The organism is Microbacterium sp. T32 (genome assembly GCF_001619615.1).
In the GTDB taxonomy this organism is placed as follows: Bacteria; Actinomycetota; Actinomycetes; order Actinomycetales; family Microbacteriaceae; genus Microbacterium.
Genome location: NZ_LQQP01000002.1, coordinates 179751 through 204101 on the forward strand (window position 1 = coordinate 179751; position 24351 = coordinate 204101).

At 70.6% G+C, this 24351-nt stretch carries 21 protein-coding genes; 15 read left to right on the plus strand and 6 right to left on the minus strand.

Annotated features, from left to right (window positions below; translation table 11 throughout):
* Positions 1–52: 52 nt before the first annotated feature.
* Genes AVW09_RS01670 through AVW09_RS01680 form a run of 3 tightly spaced genes read left to right on the plus strand, consistent with a single transcriptional unit; the run spans position 53 to position 2892 of the window.
* A complete protein-coding gene (locus AVW09_RS01670; RefSeq protein WP_063256355.1) occupies positions 53–1519 on the plus strand; it encodes an amidohydrolase family protein in 1467 nt (488 codons plus the stop codon).
* Positions 1520–1528: 9 nt separating this feature from the next.
* Positions 1529–1840 carry a Dabb family protein gene (locus AVW09_RS01675; protein ID WP_063256356.1) on the plus strand — a complete coding sequence of 104 codons (312 nt, stop codon included), beginning with the start codon at positions 1529–1531 and terminating at the stop codon, positions 1838–1840.
* A gap of 5 nt (positions 1841–1845) precedes the next feature.
* Entirely contained in the window at positions 1846–2892 is a 1047-nt protein-coding gene (locus tag AVW09_RS01680; protein ID WP_231901738.1) for a zinc-dependent alcohol dehydrogenase, read from the plus strand.
* 28 nt (positions 2893–2920) lie between these two features.
* Here the strand turns inward: AVW09_RS01680 and AVW09_RS01685 are convergent, their stop codons facing one another.
* Positions 2921–3613 carry a helix-turn-helix domain-containing protein gene (locus AVW09_RS01685; protein WP_082822750.1) on the minus strand — a complete coding sequence of 231 codons (693 nt, stop codon included), beginning with the start codon at positions 3611–3613 and terminating at the stop codon, positions 2921–2923.
* A 119-nt stretch (positions 3614–3732) separates the two neighbouring features.
* Positions 3733–4773, minus strand: coding sequence for a ketopantoate reductase family protein (locus AVW09_RS01690; RefSeq protein WP_063256358.1), 1041 nt, complete (start codon positions 4771–4773; stop codon positions 3733–3735).
* Positions 4774–4897: 124 nt separating this feature from the next.
* On the opposite strand from AVW09_RS01690, the gene AVW09_RS01695 reads away from it, so the two are divergent.
* The 8 genes from AVW09_RS01695 (at position 4898) to AVW09_RS01730 (ending at position 15716) form a co-directional block, all read left to right on the plus strand.
* A complete protein-coding gene (locus tag AVW09_RS01695) occupies positions 4898–6343 on the plus strand; it encodes an amidohydrolase family protein (RefSeq protein WP_063256405.1) in 1446 nt (481 codons plus the stop codon).
* Between the two features lie 133 nt (positions 6344–6476).
* A complete protein-coding gene (locus AVW09_RS01700) occupies positions 6477–7856 on the plus strand; it encodes an amidohydrolase family protein (RefSeq protein ID WP_063256359.1) in 1380 nt (459 codons plus the stop codon).
* A complete protein-coding gene (locus AVW09_RS01705) occupies positions 7853–8878 on the plus strand; it encodes an ABC transporter permease (RefSeq protein ID WP_063256360.1) in 1026 nt (341 codons plus the stop codon). The genes AVW09_RS01700 and AVW09_RS01705 overlap by 4 nt, the downstream gene beginning before the upstream one ends.
* A gap of 104 nt (positions 8879–8982) precedes the next feature.
* Positions 8983–10167: a substrate-binding domain-containing protein gene (locus AVW09_RS01710; protein ID WP_063256361.1), complete on the plus strand. Its 1185-nt coding sequence runs from the start codon at positions 8983–8985 to the stop codon at positions 10165–10167.
* Entirely contained in the window at positions 10167–12677 is a 2511-nt protein-coding gene (locus tag AVW09_RS01715) for an ATP-binding cassette domain-containing protein (protein WP_063256362.1), read from the plus strand. The genes AVW09_RS01710 and AVW09_RS01715 overlap by 1 nt, the downstream gene beginning before the upstream one ends.
* A gap of 50 nt (positions 12678–12727) precedes the next feature.
* A complete protein-coding gene (locus AVW09_RS01720; RefSeq protein ID WP_063256363.1) occupies positions 12728–14110 on the plus strand; it encodes a M24 family metallopeptidase in 1383 nt (460 codons plus the stop codon).
* Positions 14110–15015, plus strand: coding sequence for an NAD(P)-dependent oxidoreductase (locus tag AVW09_RS01725; protein ID WP_063256364.1), 906 nt, complete (start codon positions 14110–14112; stop codon positions 15013–15015). The genes AVW09_RS01720 and AVW09_RS01725 overlap by 1 nt, the downstream gene beginning before the upstream one ends.
* On the plus strand, positions 15012–15716 hold the full coding sequence (locus AVW09_RS01730; RefSeq protein WP_063256365.1) for an SDR family oxidoreductase: 705 nt from the start codon (positions 15012–15014) through the stop codon (positions 15714–15716). The genes AVW09_RS01725 and AVW09_RS01730 overlap by 4 nt, the downstream gene beginning before the upstream one ends.
* A 16-nt stretch (positions 15717–15732) precedes the next feature.
* Here AVW09_RS01730 and AVW09_RS17490 read toward each other — a convergent pair whose 3' ends face one another.
* The gene (locus AVW09_RS17490) at positions 15733–16152 is read right to left on the minus strand and encodes a hypothetical protein (RefSeq protein ID WP_156495921.1); all 420 of its coding nucleotides are present in this window, start codon (positions 16150–16152) and stop codon (positions 15733–15735) included.
* Positions 16153–16893: 741 nt separating this feature from the next.
* On the opposite strand from AVW09_RS17490, the gene AVW09_RS17495 reads away from it, so the two are divergent.
* Positions 16894–17169 (plus strand): hypothetical protein, encoded by a 276-nt coding sequence (locus tag AVW09_RS17495; RefSeq protein ID WP_156495922.1) that lies wholly within the window; start codon positions 16894–16896, stop codon positions 17167–17169.
* Positions 17170–17293: 124 nt separating this feature from the next.
* Here the strand turns inward: AVW09_RS17495 and AVW09_RS01745 are convergent, their stop codons facing one another.
* A complete protein-coding gene (locus AVW09_RS01745) occupies positions 17294–17974 on the minus strand; it encodes a GntR family transcriptional regulator (RefSeq protein ID WP_063256368.1) in 681 nt (226 codons plus the stop codon).
* On the minus strand, positions 17971–18495 hold the full coding sequence (locus tag AVW09_RS01750) for a VOC family protein (RefSeq protein WP_063256369.1): 525 nt from the start codon (positions 18493–18495) through the stop codon (positions 17971–17973). The genes AVW09_RS01745 and AVW09_RS01750 overlap by 4 nt, the downstream gene beginning before the upstream one ends.
* 149 nt (positions 18496–18644) lie before the next feature.
* On the opposite strand from AVW09_RS01750, the gene AVW09_RS01755 reads away from it, so the two are divergent.
* The 3 genes from AVW09_RS01755 to AVW09_RS01765 all read left to right on the plus strand — a co-directional run bounded on the left by AVW09_RS01755 (position 18645) and on the right by AVW09_RS01765 (position 22922).
* Positions 18645–20834: an alpha-ketoacid dehydrogenase subunit alpha/beta gene (locus AVW09_RS01755; protein WP_063256370.1), complete on the plus strand. Its 2190-nt coding sequence runs from the start codon at positions 18645–18647 to the stop codon at positions 20832–20834.
* Positions 20834–22177, plus strand: coding sequence for a 2-oxo acid dehydrogenase subunit E2 (locus AVW09_RS01760; RefSeq protein ID WP_063256371.1), 1344 nt, complete (start codon positions 20834–20836; stop codon positions 22175–22177). Before AVW09_RS01755 ends, AVW09_RS01760 begins: the two co-directional genes overlap by 1 nt.
* Before the next feature lie 103 nt (positions 22178–22280).
* Entirely contained in the window at positions 22281–22922 is a 642-nt protein-coding gene (locus AVW09_RS01765) for an NAD(P)-dependent oxidoreductase (protein WP_063256372.1), read from the plus strand.
* A 54-nt stretch (positions 22923–22976) separates the two neighbouring features.
* Here the strand turns inward: AVW09_RS01765 and AVW09_RS01770 are convergent, their stop codons facing one another.
* Positions 22977–24299: a DUF4032 domain-containing protein gene (locus tag AVW09_RS01770; RefSeq protein WP_063256373.1), complete on the minus strand. Its 1323-nt coding sequence runs from the start codon at positions 24297–24299 to the stop codon at positions 22977–22979.
* Between the last annotated feature and the right edge of the window lie 52 nt (positions 24300–24351).

Consider the following 24351-nt stretch of genomic DNA (forward strand, 5'->3'; position numbering starts at 1 on the left):
TCCTCACGGAGAGTGTAAACCAGGAACGTACATTCTCAATGGGGAGAAAGCCATGACAGAATCCACACCCGTCGCCGACCAGTTCTCGTCGGAGCGCCCGTTCGTCTTCCGCAACGCCACGGTCATCACCATGGACCAGCAGGGCGTTCTGGAGGATGCCGATGTCCTCGTGATCGGCCGCGACATCGCCGCGGTCGGCCACCGTCTCGAGGTGCCCGAGGGCACGCTCGAGATCGACGCCTCGGGGGGCATCGTCACCCCCGGCTTCGTCGACACGCACCGCCACATGTGGCAGTCCGCGCTCCGCGGCTACGGCGGGGACTGGGCCCTCAGCCAGTACTTCGTCTTCTACTACCTGAACTGGGGCGAAGTCTTCCGCCCCGAGGACGTCTACGCCGGCAACCTCCTCAGCGCGCTCGAATCCGTCGACACCGGCGTGACGACCACCCTGGACTGGTCGCACGGCCTTCGCACACCCGAGTACGGCGAGGCCGCGCTTCAGGCACTGCGCGAGATCCCGGGCCGCTTCGTCCTCGGCTACGGCAACTACCTGGGGGCCCCGTGGGAGTGGGCCAACGCCCCCGAGTTCCGCGACTTCGTCTCGAAGAACTTCTCCTCGCACGACGACATGCTGACGCTGCAGCTGGCGTTCGACGTCCCCGGCGCGTCCGACTTCCCCGAGCGCGGGGCGTTCGAGGCGGCTCGCGAACTGGGCCTGCGCGTCACGACCCACGCGGGAGTGTGGGGCGCGACGACCGACACCGCCATCACCCAGATGTACGACGCCGGATTCATGACGCCCGAGATCACGTACGTGCACTCCGCGTCCCTCAACGAGCAGAGCTACCAGAAGATCGCCGCCACCGGCGGCACCGTCTCGGTCGCCACGGAGTCGGAGCAGAGCGCCGGACAGGGATATCCCTCGACGTGGGCGATCCGCAAGCACGGCATCCCGGCATCCCTCTCGATGGACACGAGCGTGTGGTGGAGCGCCGACTTCTTCTCGGCCATGCGCGCCACCCTCAGCGCCGACCGTTCGCGCGACCACCTCGAGGCGCACGCGCGCGGCGAGACGATCGTCGCGAACCGCCTGCGGGCCGAGGACGTGCTGCACATGGCGACCATGGGCGGGGCGCTCTCGATCGGTCTCGAGGACCGCATCGGCTCGCTCACCCCGGGCAAGCGCGCCGACATCGTGCTCATCAAGAACGACGAGTCGCCCGCGATGACCCCGATCCTCCACCCCTACGCGCACGTCGTGTACCAGGCCGGAACGGCCGACGTGCACACGGTCGTCGTCGACGGCAAGGTCGTGAAGTACCAGGGCAAGCGCATCGGCCTGCCGCTCGCACCCGTTCGCGACAAGGTCGCCGCCTCCGTCGAGTACGTGCGGTCGAAGCTCGGTGAGAAGGCGTGGACCGAGGGCATGCACCCCGAGATCCCCGTCGACGAGGAGATCGAGAACCCGTACCGCTACACCGACGGGGACGCGCACGTCGTCGCCCGTGCCCACGACTGAGAGGACCGCATGATCCTGCACGCCGCCCTGTTCACCTGGAGACCCGAGGTCGGCCCCGAGGAGGTGGAGGCGGTGACCGCGGCGCTCGAGGAGATGGCATCCGGTCTCTCCATGCTCCGCGGGTATCGCTGCGGCGTGAACCTCCGTCTGCGTCCGAGCCCCGCCGACTACGCCGTGGTGGCGCTCGTCGCCGACGAGGAGGCGCTCGCCGCGTACCTCGACTCGCCCGCGCACGCCGCGGTGTACGAGGCGCACCTCGCGCGGATGATCGAGTCGCGCCAGGCCGTGCAGCTCGCCGTGCCGGACGGGGTGGCCCTGTGACGCGCATGCGCGCGGCGGTGCTGTACGGTCCCGGCGACCTGCGCATCGAGAGCCGCCCCGTGCCGACTCCCGGCCCGGGCGAGGCACTCGTGCGGGTGAGCGGGTGCGGCGTGTGCGGATCGGATGCCACGGAATACTCCCGCGGCCCGGTCCTCACGCACCTGCCGGTCGTGCTCGGCCACGAGTTCACCGGCACGGTCGAGGCGGTGGGCGACGGCGTCGACCTGCCGCTCGGTGCACAGGTGGTGTGCGGAGCCGGAATCTCCTGCGGCGAGTGCAAGCCGTGTCGGGCCGGACGCACGAACCTCTGTCGGCGCTACCGGACGGCGGGGCTGCAGATCGACGGCGGGCTCGCGGAGTTCGTCCGCGTGCCCGCCGCGACGCTGCTCGACGTCACGGCGTGGGGCCTGGCATCCGACACTCTCGCCCTCGCGCAGCCCATGGCCATCGCGGTGCACGCGGTCGCGCGGAGCGGTCTGTCCGCGGGGCAGGATGCCGTCGTCCTCGGGATCGGCGGGATCGGCGCCTTCCTCACCTACGCCGCCGCGTCCGTCGGGGCGCGCGTGCTCGCGGTCGACCGGTCCGAGGCGCGCCTCGCGCTCGCCCGCGACCTGGGTGCCGAGCGCACGCTGCTCGCGGGGGAGCAATCCGTCGCGGCCGAGCTCGCGGCGTCCGGCCGCGAAGCCGACGTGCTGTTCGAGGTGAGCGGCTCCCGCGCGGGCTGGGACGAGGTGGTCGCCGCGGCGCTGCCCGGCGCGGTGCTGGTGCCCGTCGGCATCCAGCGGGAGGACGTCCCGGTGCCGCTCGGCTCTTGGACGCTGCGCGAGTACACGATCGTCGGGACCGTCGCCCACGCGATCGCGGCCGACCTGCCGCGCGCCGTCGAACTCCTCGCGGGGCGCCCGGACTGGACCGACGTCGCCGACGAGGTGCTGCCGCTCGACGAGGTCGCGGGGGGTGCCCTGGAGCCGCTCACACGCGGGGGGTCGCGACAGATCAAGACGATCATCGACCCGACGGCGTCACGGCGCCGTGTGGCCCGCCACTCCTGAGGCTCCCACCCGGGGAGCACCGGTCGGGTCAGCGGTCGAGATCGTCCATCGCCCGAAGGACGTCGACCGCTGATCCGATCGTGTCGCGCGGGGCGCTGAACTGGTGTCCGGCCGAGGGCATCGCCTGGTTCTGCTCGCGGCGCCCCACCACGAACCAGATGCCGCGCGCGATCGCGTCGCTCTGGTTGATGTAGAGGTGGGGGCGCACCGAGTCGAAGTGCAGGCTGTCACCGGCGCGCAGGGTGTACGTGTCGAACTCCAGGCGCAGCGTGAGCTCGCCCTCGAGGAGGTAGGCGTACTCCACACCGGCGTGCCGCATCATCTTGCCCTCCACGGAGCTCGAGGCGCCCGGCTGGTAGGTCACGAGCAGAGAGTCGGCCGGGCCGACACCGGCGGCGAGACGCTCCCAACGGACGCCGTTCTCCATGTCGAGGACGGCGTTGTCCGCGGCGTGCTGCACGGTGGGATCGGTGGGACGCGGCTCGGGCGTCGGGGCGGCGGCGCCCGTCGGCGGCGCCGGCGAGACGCCGAGCAGTTCGTCGATCGAGATGCCGAGGTGCGTCACGATGGCGTAGAGCGTCGACACCGAGGGCTGCGTCTTCCCCGTCTCGACCTGCGAGATCAGGCTGGCCGAGACGCCGAGCGCGCTCGCGACGCTCCGCAGGCTCATCCCGCGCTCGAGCCGTGCGTCGCGCAACCTGCTGCCGATGTCGTCCGTCATGTCGGCGCCTCCTCGTCCGAAGGCGGTGACCCCGATCACGGGTGCCCCGCCTCTCGCGAGACCACGCTACCGGCCGATGCGCGCACATCCTGTGCGCCGCGCCTGAACACGGGCGGACCTCACCCGCGTCCGGGGACGTCCAGCAGGGCGTCGACGTTGGCGGCGGAGCGTGGCATCCGTCCGGCCTCGATCTCCTGGGCCAGGCGCACGGTATGGGCGTTGTAGGGGGCGTCCTGGCCTGCCGCGGCGAGCACCGAGACAACGAGCCCGTTCACTTCCTGGTACTCGGCGTGGCGACCCTTCATCCAGTCCTGCAGAACAGTGGTGTTCGTGTCGGGGAGCGAGAAGCTGTCCAGCACCTCGCCGAGCAGGTCGGCGGCGTAGCGGTCGGGGTCGGTGACGGCGTCGTCGGAGAGGCCGAAGATCGGCACGAGGCGGCTGCCGTCGGCGAGCGCGGCGCGCGCGGCCTCCTTGCCGCACTCGATCATGAAGTCGTGTACGCCGGGGAGCGCGACGGCGGAGGCCAGGGGGAGGTCGAGGATCGCGGACGGGACGAGCTCGCCGGCGTTGGCGACGAGCTTCATCCACTTCGACGAGCGGATGTCGGGGGAGACGTCCACGCGGCCGGTGTGCGAGAGCACCGCTTGAACCTCGTGCTCGCGACCGCGGGCCGCGTCGTCGTAGGCGCCGACGGCGAACCACGAGCCGGCGACGGGGGTCTGGCGGTTCACGATGCCGGGTTCGAACATGTTGGATGCCACCTCGATCACGGCGCCCATGGTCCGGTGCGCGCCCACGGCGGCGGCGATGGCATCCTGGGTCATCCCGTTCTGGAGCCCTACGACGAGGCCGTCCTCGGCGACGTGGGGGGCGATGAGTTCGGCGACCCAGCGCGTGTCGTACGCCTTGACGACGATGAAGACGATGTCGAACGGTTCGCGGAGCGTCGCGACCTCGCACAGGTGCAGGGGGTGCACGGGCGTGACGTGCGTCTCGCCGGGGAGGCGCACCTCGATGCCGCGGGCGCGCATGGCCTCGACGTGTGCGGGCCACTGCTCGATGTAAGTGACATCGAGACCCGCGCGCAGCAGGTCGGCGCCGACGCTGGCTCCCTGTGCGCCGGTGCCGAGCACGGCGATACGGGGGCTCGTTCGTGACATGGGTCCTCCTTGACCGCGGAACGTTCGCTGAGACTTTACAAATCTGGGAGCGACTGTACATTCGTGTGTAGTTCAGCACAACGCCGGGTCGAGGGTGATCCGGTCGGATCGCGAGGGAGCGACCATGCGCACACTCATCCGCAACGTGGCGGCGGCCACCGTCGACCCGGAGCTGGGCGACCTCGCCCGGACCGACATCCTCATCGAGGACGGCGTGATCCGGGAGATCCGCCCGGACATCGCCGTCGACGACGCATCGTTCGATGGAGAGATCGTCGACGGGACCGACAAGATCGCCATCCCGGGGATGGTCGACACCCACCGCCACACGTGGCAGACGGCCCTGCGCGGCATCCTGGCCGACGGGAACATCCCCGACTATCTGCGCGGCATCCGGCTGCACATGGCTCCGCTCTACCGCGCCGAGGACATGTACGCCGGCAACTACGTCGGCGCGCTCGACGCGCTGAACTCCGGCATCACGACGATCGTCGATTACTGCCACAACATCCTCGATCCGGACGGCGCGCACGCGGCCGTCACGGGACTGCGGGATGCCGGCATTCGGGCGCTCTACGCCCACGGGCTGACTCCCATCACGACCAACACGTGGAGCCAGTCGCGCGGGGGCTCGACGGCGGGAGCCGACCCCGCGGCCTTGGCCACGCGGGCGATCCTCGCCCGCCGCATCCGCGAGGAGTACTTCTCCAGCGACGACCAGCTCCTGCGATTCGGGATCGCCCCGCAGGAGCTCGCGATCGCGCCCGTCGCCGACGTGGCCGCGGAGTTCCGTCTCGCCCGCGAACTCGGGGCGCGCATCACGTTCCACGCCAATCAGGTCATGGTGCGGCAGCTGTTCCGGGACGTCGAGGTGCTGCACGCCCACGGGCTGCTCGCCGACGACCTGCTGCTCGTGCACTGCACGTTCAACACCCCCCACGAGTGGGATCTGCTCGACGACAGCGGGGTCACGGTGTCGGTCTGCGCCGAGACGGAGATGCAGATGGGCATGGGGTATCCGGCGATCGCCGAGGCCACCGCGCACACCCCGGGACCGAGCCTCGGCATCGACTGCGTCTCGGGCAACGGCGGCGACATGGTGTCGCACAGCCGGCTGGTGCTGCAGGCCACGCGCTACCGCGCCGACGAGCCCGAGTACGCCGCGATGCGGGCGCCGCAGACGATGTCGTGGACGACCAAGGACGCGTTGCGGTGGGCCACGCTGAACGGGGCGCGGGCGGCCGGCGTCGACCATCTCGTCGGCTCCCTGACCGTGGGCAAGCGCGCCGACATCGTGCTCGTGGACATGTCGGGGATCAGCCAGGTCGGCTGGAATCGCGCGGATCCGACGGGCGCGGTGGTGTCGCAGGCGCACGCCGGATGCATCGACACGATCTTCGTCGACGGGCGCGTCGTCAAGCGCGGCGGGGTCCTCACGCACGTCGACCTCCCGGCCGCGACGGCGACCCTCGAGCGCTCGCACGAGTACCTGTACGAGCGGATGGGCGGCGCGGGGGAGTTCATCCCGCAGCCGCCGATCGACATCCCGCTGTACCGCGAACGCGCGTGAATTTCAGCAGCGCTGGACGAACTGAACACAGTGATAACAAATACTTGACACGTTCAGTGCTGCTTTCTAGCATCCAATCAACGAACACCACCGGCGCGACGACGCTCCGGTTCGACGAGGGAGTCACCACCACATGAGCACGCGCACGCTGCTGCGGGGAGGGACCGTGATCACGGCCGTCCGTCCCGGCGAGGTCCTCACCGACACCGACATCCTGATCGGGGCCGACGGAACGATCGAGGCCATCGGACAGGGCCTGGATGCCGCGGACGCCGAGGTCATCGACGTCCACGGCCGCATCGTGCACCCCGGCTTCGTCGACACCCACCGCCACACGTGGCAGTCGGTCGTCCGCAACCTCGCTTCGGACTGGTCGCTCACGGAGTACCTCGCGGGTCTGCACACCGGTCTCAGCAAGCACTTCCGTCCCGAGGACACCTACACGGGCAACTACCTCGGTGCGCTCGAGGCGCTGGACTCCGGCATCACGACGCTCGTCGACTGGTCGCACAACCTCGCGACCCCCGAGCACGCGGACGCCGCCGTCGCCGCCCTCAAGGACACCGGGATGCGCGCGGTCTTCGCCCACGGCGGCGGGGCCGAGCAGTGGGGGAGCCTGCCGTCGGCCAACGTCCACCCCGCCGACGCGCGCCGGGTGCGCGACGAGCACTTCTCCTCGGAGGGCGGGCTCGTCACGATGGCCCTCGCGCTGCGCGGTCCGCAGGTCGTGACCCCCGAGGTCAACGTCGCCGACTTCCAGCTCGCCGCCGACCTCGACCTCCGCGTCACGATGCACGCCGGCGACGGGTACTGGGGCAAGTCGGGTCCGATCCGCAAGATGCACGCCGACGGCCTGCTGTCCGACCGCATCACGTACGTGCACTGCTGCACGCTGGGCGACGACGAGCTGAAGCTCATCGCCGACAGCGGCGGCACCGCCTCGGTCGCGCCGGACGTCGAGATGCAGATGGGCCACGGCTTCCCCGCCACGGGCCGACTGCTGCGGGCCGGCATCCGTCCGACCTTCTCGATCGACGTGTGCAGCTCGAACGGCGGCGACATGTTCGCCACGATGCGCACCGCGATCGGCATGCAGCGCGCACTCGACAACGCCCCGTCGGTCGACACCGGCGAGGTGCTCGAGCGCATCAGCCTCACGTGCGCCGAGGTCGTGCAGTTCGCCACGATCGACGGCGCCCACGCCGCGGGTCTCGCCGACACCACGGGCTCCATCGCGGTGGGCAAGGCCGCCGACATCGTCGTGCTCGACGACCGCTCGCTCGCCCTCACGCCGCTGAACAACCCCATCGGCAGCCTCGTCTACTCGGCACACCCGGGCCTCGTCCGCGACGTGTTCGTCCAGGGGCGCCGGGTGAAGAAGGACGGCGAGCTCGTCGGCGTCGACATCGCCCGGCTGAAGGCGGATGCCGAGTCCTCCCGCAGCTACCTGCTCGGCGAGATGCCCGAGGCGCGCCTCGACGGCACGTGGCACCCCGCCCTGGTGACGGCATGACCGACCTCGCCGTTCCCGCGCGCCTCGCGCCGAAGGACCACGGGTCCACGGCGCGGATGGTGCTGGCGTGGCCGGGGACCCGGGCGCTCATCGCTGTCGCGGCGCTGTTCCTGATCAGCCCGCTGATCGCGCCGGGCAGCGTCGGGCCCACGGCCATCGTGTCGATGCTGCCGTTCGCGGCGCTCATCGCGATCGTCGCGATCGGACAGACCCTCGTCATCCAGCAGGGCGGCCTCGACCTGTCGATCCCGGGCGCCGTCACGCTCGGCGCCCTGATCGTGGCGCGCTTCGGCGGTGACGACGCGCTCGGTCTCCCCGCGGCGATCACCGTCGCGATCGTGGCCACCGCGGCGTTCGGCCTGGCCAGCGGCCTGGTCATCACGCTGTTCGGTCTTCCGCCGCTCGTCGTCACCATCGCGGTCAACGCGCTGATGATCGGCACGGTCCAGGCGCTGTCCGGCGGATTCGCCACCCAGAGCCCCGACGCGCTCAACCAATTCGCGCTCAGCCGGTGGGGTGGCATCCCGGTCCTGGTCTTCTTCGCCCTTGTGCTGACGCTCGCCGTCCACGTCGTGCTGAAGCTCACCCGTCTCGGTCGCCGGTTCGAACTCGTCGGTGAGAACCCGCGGAGCGCCGCGAACCTCGGCATCGGGACGCGCGGGTACACGATCATCGCGTACGTGCTGTCGGCCGCGCTCGCCGCCGTCGGCGGCGTGCTGCTCGCGGGACTCCTCCGCACGCCCACGCTCACCGCCGGAGACGACTACCTCCTGCCCTCCATCGCGGCGGTGGTGCTCGGTGGCACCGCCCTCACGGGCGGGCGGGGCAGCGTCGTCGGCACCGCGCTCGGCGCACTCTTCCTGGCCCAGCTGACCCAGCTCGTCCAGACGTTCACGCAGGCCACCGCCGTGCAGAACATCGTGCAGGCGCTGATCATCGGCGTCGGCATCGTCGCCCAGCTCCAGCTGGGCGGTTCCACCTCCCGCATCCGGAACCTCATGCGACGGCGTCCGGGAGCCTGACACCGGCTCATTTCCGACCGCGACCCATCCGGGTCGACGGGCGATCCGTCGCGCCCGAAACCCGTCCCCGCATACCCGATCACCACTCGAAGAGGAGTACCCCCATGATCACCACAGCACCCGCACGGCGAGCCGGTCTCGTCGTCCTCACGCTCGGAGCGCTGGTCCTCGCCGGCTGTTCGTCGACGAACAGCGCCGGCGGAGGCGGCGGCACCGACGGTGCCAGCAACCTCACCGCCGACATCGCCGCCGGCAGCACGGGCACCGTCGACCAGTTCACCGACATCTCGGCCGTGTGCCCCACGGACGGCAAGAAGGTCTCGGTCGGCGTCGTCGACGGCTACGGCACCAACACGTGGTCCAAGACCGTCCTCGCCGAGATCCAGAGCGAGGCGGCCAAGTGCTCCGCCATCTCGGGCGTCGAGTTCATCGCCGGCCGCGGCGACCTCGAGGCCACGACCTCGGGCATCACGAGCCTCGCCGCCAAGGGCACGAACATCATCCTCGTCATCCCCGACGCCGGTCCCGGCGAGGCGCACCTCCCCGCGATCCGCCAGGCCACGCAGGCCGGTTCCACGGTGGTCGCCTTCGCGTCCGACCCGCAGGGCACGGCCGGCACCGACTACCTCGACTACACCGACCAGATCCCCGCGTTCGTCGGCAAGTCCAAGGCGCAGTGGATCGTCGACCAGCTGGGCAGCGCCGGCGGCAACGTCGCGTTCTTCGGTGGTCCTTCGGGGGCCCTCGTGTCCACGCAGGAGTTCGCCGGTGCCAAGGAGGTCTTCGACGCCAATCCGCAGATCAAGCTCGTGAACACCGAGCCGATCTGGACCAACTGGGACCCGGCGCAGGCGCAGCAGGCGATGGCCGGCGTCCTCTCCCAGGGCACGCCGATCAACGCGATCATCGCCGACTACGGCGCCTCCGCCTCGGGCATCATCCGCGCGTACGAGGCCGCGGGTCAGCAGCTGCCGATCCTCACCTCGACCGATGACAACTCCCTCAGCTGCGGCTACGCCGACCTGAAGGCGAAGAACCCCGGCTACGAGCTGGCCACCGTCTCGTCGCGCACCTGGATCGGCCGCGTGGCGCTGCGCAAGGCCCTCGCCGCCGTCGCGGGCAAGTCCGACACCGAGCCCTCGCTGTACGAGCTCGCGCTGTTCGAGGACTCCACCGGCAAGACGGCCGGCGCGGTCACGCCCGACAAGGCGTGCCTGTCGTCCGCCCCGTCCGACGCGACGCCGTCGACGCTGCTGACCGCCGACGAGATCACGAAGCTCTTCGGCTGATGAACGAGACCCCCACGACCGTGGCATCCGCACTCACTCTCTCGGGCATCACCAAGACCTACCCCGGTGTCACCGCGCTGGACGCGGTCTCGGTCGACATCGCCGCCGGTCGCGTGCACGCCGTGCTCGGCGAGAACGGCGCCGGAAAGTCCACCCTCGTGGGGATCGCGGCGGGGTCGGTGGTGCCGGATGCCGGCACCATCGGCCTCGCCGGGCGCGAGTTCGATCGCATCCGCCCTGCCGAGGCGCGGGAGGCAGGACTCGCCATCGTCTACCAGATCCCCGCGCTCGCTCCCTCCCTGAGCGTGGTGGATGCCGTCCTCCTACTGCTCCCCGCGAGCAAGCGCCCCTCCCGTCGCACGGCGGCCGCCTGGGTCAGCGCCCACTTCGAGCGTCTGTCGCTGAAGATCGATCCGCACGCTCTCGTGTCGTCGCTCTCGCTGCGCGAGGCGCACCTCGTCGAGATCGCCGCCGCCCTGGCATCCGACCCCCGTGTGCTCGTGCTCGACGAACCGACCGAGGCGCTCGGCCCGGAGGAGACCGCGTGGCTGTTCGCCCAGGTCCGGGGGCTGCTCGAGAAGGACGTCGCGATCGTCTACATCACCCACCGGATCCCCGAGGTGATGGAGATCGGCAACGACCTCACCGTGCTGCGCGACGGCCGCGTCGTCGGGCGCGGCCTGGTCGCGGACTTCACCGCGGATCAGGTGGTCGAGCTCATCGTCGGACGGTCGCTCGAGACGACGTTCCCCGACAAGCCCGCGGCTCCGGCCGCGACGGCGACGCCCGCGCTGGAGGTCCTGGAGCTCAGCGGCCCCGGGTATGACAACGTCTCCTTCTCGGTGTACCCCGGCCAGATCATCGGTCTCGCCGGCGTCGAGGGCAACGGCCAGCGCCGCGTGCTCCGCGGCATCGCCGGCGGAGGCGCGACGGGCGGCCGGGTGCTCGTGAACGGCGAGGAGATCTCGACCCGCTCGCGCCGGTCGGCGTCGTCCGCGGGGGTCGTGTTCCTCCCCGGCGACCGCATCGGCGAGGCGATGTTCGGCAAGATGTCGATCCGCGAGAACGCCGTCGCCGGGGCCCTGCGCGCCGCGATGCCCGGCGGCTTCGTCCGCCGGAGCCGCGAGTACGAGCTGACCCGCGAGGGCGTGGCCGGACTCGCCGTGAAGACCCGGCACTTCGAGGTGCCGGTGTCGGCGCTGTCCGGCGGCAACCAGCAGAAGGTGCTGCTCGCCCGGGGACGCCTCGGTGACCCGAAGGTGCTGCTCGTCGAGGACCCCACGCAGGGCGTCGATGCCGGCGCGCGCGTGGACATCTACGCGTTCCTGCGCGAACTCGCCGCCTCGGGCGTCGCGGTCGTCGTGCTGTCGACGGATGCCGTCGAGCTCGAGGGACTGTGCGACCGGGTCGTGGTGTTCTCCCGCGGCCGTGTGCAGACGACCCTCATCGGCGACGACGTCGACGAGCGCGCGATCACGGGCGCCGCGGTGATGTCTCACGAGACGGCATCCATCGAAGTCGCTCGCGACACGCGCCGTCGGTCGCGCGGCTTCCTCGCGGGGGAGACGCAGGCCGTCGTCCTCCTGGGGCTCGCCGTCGCTCTGTCGATCGTCGCGTCGTTCGCGTCGTCGGCGTTCCTGAGCCCGCTGAGCATCAGCCAACTGCTGGCGGCGACGAGCGTCCTCATCTTCGTGGGGCTCGCTCAGCTCGTCGTCGTCATGACCGGTGGCATCGACCTGAGCATCGGGTCGGTGACGGCGCTGTCGGCGGTGATCCTGTCGTTCTTCGCGCAACAGGGGATCGGCTACTTCCTCGTCGGCCTCGTGCTCGCGCTCGCCGCGGGTGCCTCGGTGGGGTGGGTCAACGGACTCCTCGTCACGCGCCTCTCGCTGCCGCCGGTGATCGCGACGCTCGTGAGCTCGATCGCGGTCCTGGGCCTCGCGCAGGTGCTGCGTCCGAGCCCGGGCGGCTCCGCCCGCGCCGACGTCCTCACGACTCTCGGCCTCGCGATCGCGGGGGTGCCGATGATCCTCGCGCTGGCCGTGGCGATCGCGGTGGTGATGTGGTTCGTCATCCAGCGCACGCGCGGCGGTCGCGCGCTGCGCGCCGCCGGCTCCGACCCCGTCAAGGCCAACCGTATGGGCGTCCGCGTCCCGCGCACCCGGTTGCTCGCCTCCGTCACCGCGGGCGTGCTCGCGGCCCTGGCCGGACTCGCGGTGTACTCGCGGTCGGGCATCGGCGACGCCAACGCGGCGCAGGCGCTCACCCTCACCTCCGTGACGGCCGTCGTCATCGCCGGGGCGAGCATCTTCGGCGGTTCGGGCTCGGCCCTCGCGGTCGCCGCGGCCGGGCTCTTGCTGCAGACCGTGACGAGCGCGCTGGCGTTCCTCTCGCTCGGGCTGTCGTGGCAGTACTGGATCCAGGGCGCGTTCGTCCTGTTCGCCGCCGTCGTCCCGCTCGTCATGGCGCTCGTGCGCCGCGGTCGCTCACCGGGCGTGCGAGCCGGCTGACCGCCGCGGCGTCCCCCTTCGGAACCCTCAGACCTCTCGGAAAGGCCATCATGAAGAACACCGGAACCACCGGCACCAACGGTGTCGACTGGGAGGCGCGCGTCGACTTCGACCGCCTCCGCGACGAGCGTCTCGCGCGCGTGAAGGCGGAGCTGGAGCGCTCCGACCTCGGTGCGGTGCTCGCGTTCGACTTCTCCAACATCCGCTACATGACCGCGACGCACATCGGCACGTGGGCGATGGACAAACTCATCCGCTTCAGCCTGCTCACCCGCAACACCGACCCGATCTCGTGGGACTTCGGTTCGGCGGCCAAGCACCACGCGCTGTACAACCCGTGGCTGGACGTCACCTCGTCCGAGATGGATGCCGATCCCCACGCGCCGCACGAGGGCACCAAGCGTCCACGGCTCGAGTCGGGCGCACGGGCGGGCATCTCGACCCTCCGCGGAGCCTTCCCGCCGGATGCCGGGATCGCCGAGGAGGTCGCGCGCAAGATCAAGCGCGAGCTGGAGAAGTTCGGGGTCGCCGACCAGCCGCTCGGCGTCGACGTCATCGAGCTCCCGATCCTTTTCGCGCTTCAGCAGGTCGGCATCCGGGTCGTCGACGGCCAGCAGATCTTCATGGAGGCTCGGCGCATCAAGACGAACGACGAGATCCGGCTGCTCACGCAGGCGGCGTCGATGGTGGACGCGGCGTACGAGGACCTGTACCGGTTCCTGCGCCCCGGCGTCCGCGAGAACGAGGCCGTGGGGCTCGTCGCCAAGACGCTGTACGACCTCGGGTCCGAGTACGTCGAGGGCGTCAACGCGATCTCGGGCGAGCGCTGCTCCCCGCACCCGCACGTGTTCTCCGACCGGCTGATCCGGCCGGGCGACCCCGCGTTCTTCGACATCCTGCACAGCTGGAACGGCTACCGCACGTGCTACTACCGCACGTTCGCGGTCGGGTCGGCGAGCACGAAGCAGAAGGATGCCTACACCCGGGCACGCGAGTACATGGACCGCGCGATCGCCCTCGTGCGGCCCGGCGCCACGACCGCCGACATCGTCTCGGTGTGGCCGACGGCGCAGGAGTTCGGCTTCGCGGACGAGGAAGCGGCGTTCGCGCTGCAGTACGGCCACGGGGTCGGCCTGTCGATCTGGGAGAAGCCGATCTTCTCGCGGCTGGTGTCGTTCGACCACCCGGAGGAGCTCAAGGAGGGCATGGTCTTCGCCCTCGAGACGTACTGGCCCTCCGCGGACGGCTGGGGCGCCGCGCGCATCGAGGAGGAGGTCGTGGTCACCGCCGACGGCTGCGAGGTCATCACGAAGTTCCCCGCCGAGGAGCTGCTGATCGCCGGCCCTCGCTACATCGCGGTCGGCGGCCCGCTGAACAACCAGCGCGACTCGCAGTCGCACCTGAACACGACGTGGGGCCGCGGGGAGGCGTGATGGCGTCGGTCGGATTCCTCGGCCTCGGCTCGATGGGGGCGGCGCTCGCTCGCCGCCTCGTCGACGCCGGCCACGACGTGCACGTCTGGAACCGCTCGCGCGGCCCCGTGGACGACCTCGTCGCGGTCGGGGCCGTGGCCTGCGCGACGCCGGGCGAGGCGCTCGCGCACCCGGTGTCGTTCTCGATGCTCGCCGACGGGCCCGCGGCCCTCTCCGTCCTGGATGCCGGATCCGTGGCATCCGCGACCGGCGGCGTCCACGTGAACATGGCGTCGATCAGCCCCGCGGAGGCGGGGGAGCTGCAGCGCCGGTTCGCGGCCGCGGGCGCGCGTTACGTCGCCGCTCCGGTGCTCGGTCGCCCCACCGTCGCGGCGGAGGGCAAGCTCAACATCCTCGTCGCGGGCGCGCCCGACGACGTCGCCGCGGTCGAGCCGTTCCTGCAGCTCTTCGCCGCGCGCCTGTGGCCGCTCGGGGCGGAGCCGTCGACCGCGAACGCCGTGAAGATCGCGGTGAACTACGACATCATCCACGCGATCCAGGCGATCGGGGAGTCGGTCGCCCTCGTCGAAGCGCGCGGCGTCGATCCCGGACTCTTCGTCGAGATCCTCACGTCGACGCTGTTCGCCGGGGTCGTGTACAGCGGCTACGGCGGGATGATCGCCCGGCAGGCGTACGACCCGCCCGGGTTCGACGTGGCCCTGGGCTACAAAGACCTGCGGCTGAGCGCCGAGATCGCGGGCGAGACAGGAACGCATCTGCCGACCCTCGCCGCGCTCACCGCGGTGTTCGAGCGGGCGCTCGCCGAACCCGACCTCGCGCGCCTCGACTGGGGCGCGGCGGCCGAAGTCACCCGGCGGGGGCTCCTGCCGGCATCCGATGACGAACGAGAAGGAGGTGCGGCATGAGCCGCAGGTATCTGGTGGTGGGGGGCACGTCCGGGATCGGACGCGAGATCGTCGCGTCGCTCGCCGCGGACGGCCACGAGGTGACGCTCACGGGTCGTGACCCGATCGCCGCCCAGGCGATCGCCGCGGAGATCGGCCCGAACGTCCGCGGCATCGCGGTCGACATCTCCGAGCCGGAGGACATCGCCCCCGCCCTCGCCGACGTCGGCGAACTGGACGGCCTCGTGCTCGCCGCGATCGAGCGCGACGCGAACACCGTGCGCGACTACGACATCGCCCGCGCCCGGCGCCTGGTGACCCTGAAACTCGTGGGGTACACCGAGACCGTGCACACGCTCCTGGACCGCCTGGTGCCGCAGCGCTCCACCGGCATCGTGCTGTTCGGCGGCCGCGCGAAGGACGCTCCGTACCCCGGCTCCGTCACGGTCTCGACCATCAACGGCGGCGTCGAGGGGCTCACCACGGCCCTCGCGCTCGAGCTCGCACCGCTGCGCGTCAACGCGCTGCACCCGGGCATCATCGGCGACAGCCCGTTCTGGGCCGGGAAGCCCGCGGGCGTCCTCGAGGGCTACTCGTCCCGCACGCCCGGCGGTGAGCTCGCGACGATGAACGACGTGGTGGATGCCACCCGCTTCCTGCTCCATAACGAGGGCGTCTCGGCGGCGAACCTCTACGTCGACCGGGGCTGGCGCATCACCTGACGCCGGGTCGGGTGAGTCACGTTGGAACCTCGGTAATGACCTTCTTACGGGCTCCCTGCTGTAGCCCGCCGTTCGAGGAGTAGTCGGTACCAACGGTCATACTGACCGCCCCCTTGTTGGTGATCTTGCCGCAAAGCGGCTTCGTGCAGACACCTCCGACAGCCATCGTGGTGATCCGGCCCTGCGCCGCCGGATACTCGATCCATGACGGCGCCCCTGGCTCCAGGTAGGCGCGCGGGCCCTCCACCGTCCGCCCGTCATCCAGCGTCAGAGTGCCAACCGGTGAGGTTGGCTGTGCTGCTGCCGGTGCCTGCGTCGAGACCTGTGGTGTCGCGGCGTTGGCCGACGACGCGGTGATCGCCGAAACACCGAGTGTGATCGAGGCGACGAACAGCATCGAAACCGTTCGCCGCAGAAGTGCGTTCTTGCTCATCATCTTTTGCCCCCTCTTCCAAGTGAGTCGGCGTGTGCCGCCCCCTGGGCAGCTTTCAGGCTGGGGAAAGCGACCGCTACAGTGTTCACCAACAGACCTTGGCCCCTTACCGGAGCGTCGGTATCGTGTTCGGCATGACAGGAGAATCGCTGGTCGGGAAACTCTCCGTACTCATGCTCATCTGCGCCTCCGCCACCCTGGGGGCACTTATTGCGAGTTGGAATGTGTGTTTCGGTGGGCTGTCGGCGGAGTGCGCAGCCGCATCAAGCGAGGACTCATCATGGGTCCTACCCTCGACACTGTGGCTTGTCAGCATCGCAATCGCCATCGTCGGCTTGTTTCTCGCTCCTCGGCGACCGCTGGCGCTGATCGCGGTGGGCATCCTGGTCGTGATCAACCCTCTAACCGATCACGGAGCCTTCTTTCTGCCCTGGGACACAGCCGACACCATCCCCTTCACGGGGATGTGGATCGCAGTCGCTGCGAGCATTGGGGCACTCCTGCTCCTCCTCTCGTCGCAGCCATCTGCAACCCAACGGATCAGTCCGAGCGTGCATAACGCTACGACGCTACGCAGCATCTCGGCGCGCGTTCGGTAACATCGCCGCCGGAACGGCGGACGTACTGGCCCACCTATCCACGACGATCGGTCGCGCCGGGATGCCAACGCGAATGATTGAATGTGGATACATCTCGGCGTATCGAAACCGATATGGCCACTGTGGAGCCGTCAGAGTGTGTCGCTTGAACGTTACCGCACCATCCTCGGTGCTGCTGCTTCAGGTCGAATCGCCCGGTGATGCGGTGGCTCTCCTGCGTGAACATCTTGCGGAGAAGTACCCCGAACTGGGTATTCGGCAGGTCCGTGTTGAGATGGACAATTCGCGATCGGAGACCATTGTGAGACATTTTTGTCTCTTCAGTTCGTCGCGCGTCTCACGGCTTGACGAATACGCCTCCATCGACTCCTTTCGCTGGGGTTCCGTTATCGAACCCCAGCGAGGGACGATGCAAGCCTGAGGTGGCTCCCGCCCTGACGTGGGGTGCAGCTGGCCGTCGTCACCGGGGAGCCTCTACCCGCGCAGGACGTGCGTCCTGATCGCGGTATCACACGCGCTCCAGGCGACCGAGTTCCGACGTTGCCTCAGTGTGCTCCGCTCTCGCCGAAGATCTCGGGATGCCGCTCCAGCTCGATGCGGGTGCGCCGGATGTGCCGTTCGAGTACATGGGCGGCCTCCTCGGCGTCGCCGCGGCGGAGGGCGGCGACGAGCAGCCGGTGGTCGAGGTGCGCGGTGCCGTCGTGGCGGGCGTGCGCCGCGGTGACGAAGGCGCGACGGTAGTGGTGGGTCCGGTTCCACAGGCCCACGACCGTGTCGCCGAGCATCACGGTGCGCGCGGGCGCGTAGGTCGCGAAGTGGAACTCCCGATCGTGGCGCAGGAAGTCCTCGGCATCCGCGTGCTCCATGCGTGCGGCGAGGTCGTCGAGGGCGTCGAGGTCGTCGGGGGAGAGGAGCGGCGCGCTCATCCCGAGGAGCACCGGCTCGATGCGCTCGCGCACGAGGTACAGCTCCTCGCACTCGGCGAGCGTGAGGCGCGACACCCACGCGCCCGAGTTGGCGACGAGCGTCACGAGTCCCTCGGCCTCGAGGATCCGCAGCGCCTCGCGCACCGGGATGCGGCTCGTCGTGTGGCGGGCCGCGAGGTCTTCCTGCCGGATCCGGGTCCCCGGCGGATGGATGCCACGGAGGATCTCGTCGCGGAGCGTGTCGGCGATCCCCGAGCCGGCGCGCCCGTGATCGCGGGCGACGGCGAGCGGACCGCTCATTCGGCGGGCCTCGCGGGATGCCACAGCAGCGTTTCGGCGTCGCGCTCGTAGGCCTTGCCGTCGGGGTAGCTGACGAGTTCGAACTGCATGCCCCACGGGGCGCGGAAGTAGATCCAGCGCTGCCCTGCCGACGCAGCGCCGCTGACGACCGGTTCGCCCATGACATCGACGCCATGGGCATGCAGGTGGGCGACCGCGGCATCCAGGTCATCGACGTACAGCGCGAGGTGGTGCCCGCCGATGTCGCTGTTGCGCGGGGGAGGAGCCTGTCCGTCGGCGGCGTCGTACGCGAAGACCTCGAGGTTCGTGCCGTTGCCGAGGCGGTAGAAGCGGATCTCGCGGATCGCCGTCCGCGGGTGGACGCCGAGCTGTCGTGTCATCCAATCGCCCTCGCCGCTGCGCCCGGGCAGCGTGTACACCGGCACGGCACCGAGGACGTCCACGAGGAAGGCCTCGGCCTCGTCGAGATCGGGCACGGTGAAGCCGATGTGGTCGCTGCCGCGCAGTCCCGGAAGTCCCATGTCGCATCCTCCATTGGATCCATTGACGCCGATGGAGGCGTCTCTCGACAGTATCTCGCGGCGATTCTGCCTTGTATTGGAGACAATCGAATCGTACAGTGTGAGCGAACGACCTGTATAGGTGGACGCAACGACGCGTGAGGAGCGACATGGCCAAGCGGAAACGGCTGAACACCGGTGTCGAGTGGGTGCAGCTGGAGACGACCGCCGCGGACTGGAAGGCCGCCGACCCGGAACTGCTCGGGACGATGCTCGGTCAGCTGCATCTCATCCGGGCCTTCGAGGAGGCGGTGCTCGACCTGGCGGGCGCGGGCCTCGTGCACGGTCCCGCGCACTCCAGCATCGGGCAGGAGGGCGGCGCGGTCGGCTCGATCGTGTCGCTCCGACCCGCGGATGCCGTGAACGGCTCGCACCGCGGGCACCACCAGTTCCTCGCCAAGACGCTCGCGTACGTCTCCGGCGGCGCGCTCGACCCCGCCGCTCTCGTGACGCCGGACATCCAGACGCTGCTCGACCGCACGCTCGCCGAGATCCTCGGGCTCGCTTCGGGCTTCTCGGGCGGTCGCGGTGGCTCGATGCACCTGCAGTGGCTCGAGGCCGGAGCGCTCGGCACGAACGCGATCGTCGGCGGTGGCGCACCGCTCGCCACCGGTCACGCGTGGGCGCAGAAGCACTCCGGCACCTCGGATGTCTCGATCAACTACTTCGGTGACGGGTCCAGCCAGATCGGCTCGGTGCTGGAGTCCATGAACCTCGCGTCGACGTGGAAGCTCCCCGTCGCGTTCTTCATCGAGAACAACCTCTACGCGGTGTCGACCCGCGCCGACGAGGCGAGCGCCGACACGCGCTTCTCCGTGCGCGGCCAGGGCTTCTCGATCCCCGCGTGGCGCGTGGACGGCATGGACCCGCTCGCCGTGCACCTCGCCACGGGCGAGGCGCTCGACCGCATGCGCGCGGGGGAGGGGCCCGCGATCGTCGAGGCCGAGGTCTACCGCTTCTTCCACCAGAACGGCCCCTACCCGGGGAGCGCGTTCGGGTACCGCACCAAGGACGAGGAGGGCCAGTGGCGCGCGCGCGATCCGCTGGAGCGTATGGCGTCCGAGATGCGCCGCCTGGGCCTCCTCGACGACGCCGAGGCGCAGGCGGTCCGCGAGCAGGCCGTGGCCGCCGTCGCGCAGTCGGTCGCGGCCGTTGTCGAGGCCGACCCCGAGCGTCCCGGCCGACGTCGCATCCGCCCGGAGCTGTGGCCCGACCCGGCCGTGGTGGACACCGGCATCCGGGGGGATGCCTCCGAACTCGCCGCGCTCGCGACCGCCGAGCCCGCGGAATGGACCGGACCCTGGCGCGACGTGAAGTTCGTCGATGCCGTCGCCCAGACCATGGACCGCCGCATGGAGACCGACCCGCGCATCATCGTGCTCGGCGAGGATGTGCACCGCCTCGGCGGCGGCACGAACGGCGCCACGAAGGGGCTCGCCGAGAAGTACGGCCCCGACCGCGTCATCGGCACCCCGATCAGCGAGAACGGATTCTTCGGCGCCGCCGGCGGCATCGCGATGGACGGCCGGTTCCGCCCCGTCGTGGAGTTCATGTACCCCGACTTCATGTGGGTCGCCGCCGACCAGGTGTTCAACCAGGTCGGCAAGGCGCGGCACATGTTCGGTGACAACAACACCGTCCCGCTCGTGCTGCGCACGAAGGTCGCGATGGGGTCCGGCTACGGCTCGCAGCACCTCATGGACCCGGCCGGCATCTTCGCGACGCAGGCGGGGTGGCGCATCGTCGCCGCCTCGACCGCCGCGGACTACGTCGGACTCATGAACGCCGCGCTCGCGCTCGAAGACCCGGTGCTCGTGATCGAACACGTCGACCTCTACGGCACGCCCGACCGCGTGCCCGACGCCGATCTCGACTACGTCATCCCGCCCGGATCCGCCGCCGTGCGCCGCAAGGGCAACGACGTGACGGTGCTCACGTACCTGTCGATGGTCGGTCACACCCTGGAGGCGGTCGAGCAGACCGGAACGGATGCCGAGGTCATCGACCTCCGCTGGCTCGACCGCGCCTCGCTCGACTGGGACACCATCGGCGAGAGCATCCGCAAGACCAACGCCGTCCTCATCGTGGAACAGGGCGCGCGCGGACCGTCCTACGGAGCGTGGCTCGCCGACGAGATCCAGCGCCGGTTCTTCGACTGGCTCGACCAGCCGGTCGAGCGCGTCACCGGCGGCGAGGCGAGCCCGAGCATCTCCAAGGTGCTCGAACGCGCCGCGATCGCCCGCACGGAAGAGGTCGTCGAAGGGCTCGAGCGCGTGCGCGCGGCGGGAGGGATCCGCTGATGGCCGTCGTCGTCCGCATGCCCGAGATCGCCACCGGGGCCGCCGAGGCCGCGATCCAGAGCTGGCTCGTCGAGGTCGGCAGTCCCGTCCGCGCCGGTCAGGCGATCGTCGAGATCGAGACCGAGAAGGCCGTCGTCGAGTACGAGGCCGAGCGCGCCGGCATCCTGGCCGGGATCCTCCTGCCCGCCGGTGACGCCGCCGCTGTGGGCGTCCCGATCGCCGTCCTCGCCGAGGAGGGGGAGAGCGTGGATGCCGCCCTCGCCGCCGCCGGAGGGGCGCCCGCCCCCGCGACCGCGACGCCGTCCGACGCCGAGGTCGCGGCCGCGCCCGAGGAGGCGGCGGAGGCTCCGGCCGCCCCGGCACCGGCGTCCACCCCGGCTCCCGCCGCCGCTCCGGCTTCCGCCCCCGCCGGCGCCTCCGCCCCGGCTCCCGCTCCCGCTCCCGCGGAACCGCTCGCCGAGGAGCGCCGCCTCTTCGCTTCGCCGCTCGTTCGGCGCCTCGCGGCGGAGCGCGGCATCGACCTCGCCGAGGTGCCCGGATCGGGTCCGCGCGGACGGATCGTCCGCCGCGACCTGGATGCCTGGACACCGGCGCCGGAGGAGCGGCATCCGCAACCCGCCCCCGCCGCCCCCGAACCGCTCGCTCCGGCAGCGGCGGGGAGTGAGTACGAGGACGTGCCGCACACGGGCATGCGGCGCGCGATCGCGCGGCGTCTCACCGAGTCGAAGTCCACCGTTCCGCACTTCTACCTGCAGGCCGACTGCCGCGTCGATGCGCTGCTGGCGCTCCGGGCTCAGATCAACGCGGGGCGCGAACAGCGCATCTCGGTCAACGATCTCGTGGTGAAGGCGGTCGCCGGCGCGATGCGCGATGTTCCGGAGGCGAACGCGATCTGGACCCCGGATGCCACGCGCCGGTTCTCCGCCGCCGACATCGCCGTGGCCGTGTCGGTGCCCGGCGGGCTCCTCACCCCGGTGGTCCGCCAGGCCGACCGTCTCTCGATCGGCGAGCTCGCCGCCACGGTCCGCGACCTCGCGGCGCGAGCGCGCGAGGGGCGCCTCAAGCAGAACGAGCTCGAGGGCGGTTCCTTCGCGGTGTCGAACCTCGGCATGTACGGGACGACGTCGTTCTCGGCCATCATCAACCCGCCGCACGCCGGCATCCTCGCCGTCGGAGCCGCGACGCGGCGGCCGGTGGTCGAGGAGGACGGGTCGCTCGCGGCCGCCACCGTCATGTCGGTGACCCTCTCGGCCGATCACCGGGTGCTCGACGGGGCGGTCGCGGCGCAGTGGTTGGCCGCGTTCGTGGCGCGCATCGAGAACCCGCTGCAGATCCTGCTGTGAATCGTGTCGGTTTCGGGCGTCCGCGCTTCGCGACGGGGCCCGGAACCGGCACGCTGGGAGGACACGTCCGCGGGTGATCGCGGACCGGAGGAAAGGAACACCCGTGACCCGTATCGCCGTCATCGGAGGAACCGGCTACGCCGGCAGCCACATCGTCACCGAAGCCGTCCGTCGCGGCCACACGGTCGTCTCGGTCGCCCGTTCGGTGCCGGCCGAGCGCGTCGAGGGAGCGACCTACATCGAGGGCACGGTCCTCGACGTCCCCGGCCTGCTCGCCGAGCTCGAGGGCGTCGATGTCGTCGTCTCGGCCGTCGCGCCGCGCGGCGACATGCTGGGCAAGCTCCGCCCCGCGATCGCGCAGCTGAACTCCGTCCTCCCCGAGGACGTGCGTCTGGGCGTCATCGGCGGCGCCGGCGGATCGCTCGTGGCCGAGGGCGGCCCGCGCCTCATCGACACCGAGGGCTTCACCGACGAGTACAAGCCCGAGGCGTCCGAGGCCATCGGCATCCTGGAAGACCTCGAGGCAGACTCCTCGGACCGCGACTGGTTCTACGTGCACCCCGCCGGCGGGTTCGGCGTGTGGGCTCCGGGAGAGCGCACCGGTACGTACCGCGACGGCGGGCACGTCCTCGTCGTGGATGCCGACGGCAACTCGTTCATCTCGGGCGCCGACTTCGCCGTGGCGGTGCTCGACGAGATCGAGAACCCGAAGCACTCGCGCGACCACTTCGCCGTCGGTTACTGACCGCGCGAACGACGACGGCGCCGTCCCTTCCGGGGCGGCGCCGTCGTCGTTCTGTCAGACCAGATCGCGCCAGTCGATGACGTCCGTGTCGGTGGTGGGGACTTCGCCGGTATCCGGGGCCGAGGCGTCGGAGATGGTGGCCAGCGACATCGTGTCGGTCGGCGGTCCCATGACCGTCGCCTCGTCGCGACGGTGGCTCAGCACGTCGTCGATGTAGGAGGTCACGACCTCGGCCAGCGGCACCGACCGGCCGCGCGCCTGGGACATGTACCAGCGGTGTTCCAGCACCTGGTGGAAGACCTCGGCCGGTTCGAGCTTCGCGCGCAGGTCGAACGGGATCGCCATGACGATGGGCTCGAAGACGCGGGTGAGCCACTCGTGCGCGACCATCTCCTCGTCGGCTCCGAGGCGCGAGACCCGCGCGCGGAACTCGTCCAGGTCGTTGAGCAGGCGGCGGGCCTGGTTCTCCTCCACGTCGAGACCCGTGAGCCGCAGCAGGCGACGCTGGTGGTGCCCGGCATCCACGACCTTGGGCTGGATCGAGACCTGCGTGCCGTCGCTCGCGGTCTTGATCGACATCTCGCCGATGTCGAAACCGAGAGCGTTGAGGCGGTGCACGCGCTCGGTGATCCGCCACGACTCGTCGACGGCGAACGTCTCCTTGTCGGTGAGCGCGCCCCACAACGAGTGGTACGAGGCGACGAGTCCGTCGGCGATCGCGACGGCATCCACTCCGCCCTCGAGGCGGCCTCCGGCCTCGAGGTCCATGATCTCGCCGGCGATGTTGATGCGGGCGATGTCGAGATCGTGTGCGCGCTGCCCGGCGGTCAGGCGGTTGCCCTGCAGCTCGCCCGTCTCCGCGTCGACGAGGTACGCGGCGAACTCACCCGCGTCGCGGCGGAACAGCGTGTTCGACAGTGACACGTCGCCCCAGTAGAAGCCGACGTTGTGGAGGCGCACGAGCAGAACCGCCAGAGCGTCGACCAGACGCGTCGCGGTGTGCGGGCGCAGCACCTGCGTGAACAGCGCGCGGTAGGGGAGCGAGAACTTCAGGTGCGCCGTGACCAGCGCCGCGGGGAGCGGGCGGCCCGAGGCATCGGTGCGCCCCGCGATCACGGCAACGCGGTCGACGCAGGGCGCGTCGAGGCGGTCGAGGTTGCCCAGCATGTCGTACTCGCGACGGGCCATCTCCTCGGTCGTCTCCTTGATGGCGACGACGCGGCCGGACAGGTTCGCGAACCGCACGAGGTGGCGCGAGATGCCCTTGGGAAGGGCGACGATGTGGGAGCTCGGCCAGTCGGCCAGGCCCGTCGACCACGGCAGCTGCAGCAGTCCCGGGTCGACGGCGCTGGCGGTGATGCTGAGGGATTCGGCCACGGTTCCTCCGGGGAAAAGGGTGCGGCGCGGGGAGTCGAAGAAGACTCCCCGC

Bases quoted from the DNA above. Each gene is read 5' to 3' on its own strand.
- AVW09_RS01670 (WP_063256355.1), top strand. From the start codon at position 53: ATGACAGAATCCACACCCGTCGCCGACCAGTTCTCGTCGGAGCGCCCG.
- AVW09_RS01675 (WP_063256356.1), top strand. From the start codon at position 1,529: ATGATCCTGCACGCCGCCCTGTTCACCTGGAGACCCGAGGTCGGCCCC.
- AVW09_RS01680 (WP_231901738.1), top strand. From the start codon at position 1,846: ATGCGCGCGGCGGTGCTGTACGGTCCCGGCGACCTGCGCATCGAGAGC.
- AVW09_RS01685 (WP_082822750.1), bottom strand. From the start codon at position 3,613: ATGACGGACGACATCGGCAGCAGGTTGCGCGACGCACGGCTCGAGCGC.
- AVW09_RS01690 (WP_063256358.1), bottom strand. From the start codon at position 4,773: ATGTCACGAACGAGCCCCCGTATCGCCGTGCTCGGCACCGGCGCACAG.
- AVW09_RS01695 (WP_063256405.1), top strand. From the start codon at position 4,898: ATGCGCACACTCATCCGCAACGTGGCGGCGGCCACCGTCGACCCGGAG.
- AVW09_RS01700 (WP_063256359.1), top strand. From the start codon at position 6,477: ATGAGCACGCGCACGCTGCTGCGGGGAGGGACCGTGATCACGGCCGTC.
- AVW09_RS01705 (WP_063256360.1), top strand. From the start codon at position 7,853: ATGACCGACCTCGCCGTTCCCGCGCGCCTCGCGCCGAAGGACCACGGG.
- AVW09_RS01710 (WP_063256361.1), top strand. From the start codon at position 8,983: ATGATCACCACAGCACCCGCACGGCGAGCCGGTCTCGTCGTCCTCACG.
- AVW09_RS01715 (WP_063256362.1), top strand. From the start codon at position 10,167: ATGAACGAGACCCCCACGACCGTGGCATCCGCACTCACTCTCTCGGGC.
- AVW09_RS01720 (WP_063256363.1), top strand. From the start codon at position 12,728: ATGAAGAACACCGGAACCACCGGCACCAACGGTGTCGACTGGGAGGCG.
- AVW09_RS01725 (WP_063256364.1), top strand. From the start codon at position 14,110: ATGGCGTCGGTCGGATTCCTCGGCCTCGGCTCGATGGGGGCGGCGCTC.
- AVW09_RS01730 (WP_063256365.1), top strand. From the start codon at position 15,012: ATGAGCCGCAGGTATCTGGTGGTGGGGGGCACGTCCGGGATCGGACGC.
- AVW09_RS17490 (WP_156495921.1), bottom strand. From the start codon at position 16,152: ATGATGAGCAAGAACGCACTTCTGCGGCGAACGGTTTCGATGCTGTTC.
- AVW09_RS01745 (WP_063256368.1), bottom strand. From the start codon at position 17,974: ATGAGCGGTCCGCTCGCCGTCGCCCGCGATCACGGGCGCGCCGGCTCG.
- AVW09_RS01750 (WP_063256369.1), bottom strand. From the start codon at position 18,495: ATGGGACTTCCGGGACTGCGCGGCAGCGACCACATCGGCTTCACCGTG.
- AVW09_RS01755 (WP_063256370.1), top strand. From the start codon at position 18,645: ATGGCCAAGCGGAAACGGCTGAACACCGGTGTCGAGTGGGTGCAGCTG.
- AVW09_RS01760 (WP_063256371.1), top strand. From the start codon at position 20,834: ATGGCCGTCGTCGTCCGCATGCCCGAGATCGCCACCGGGGCCGCCGAG.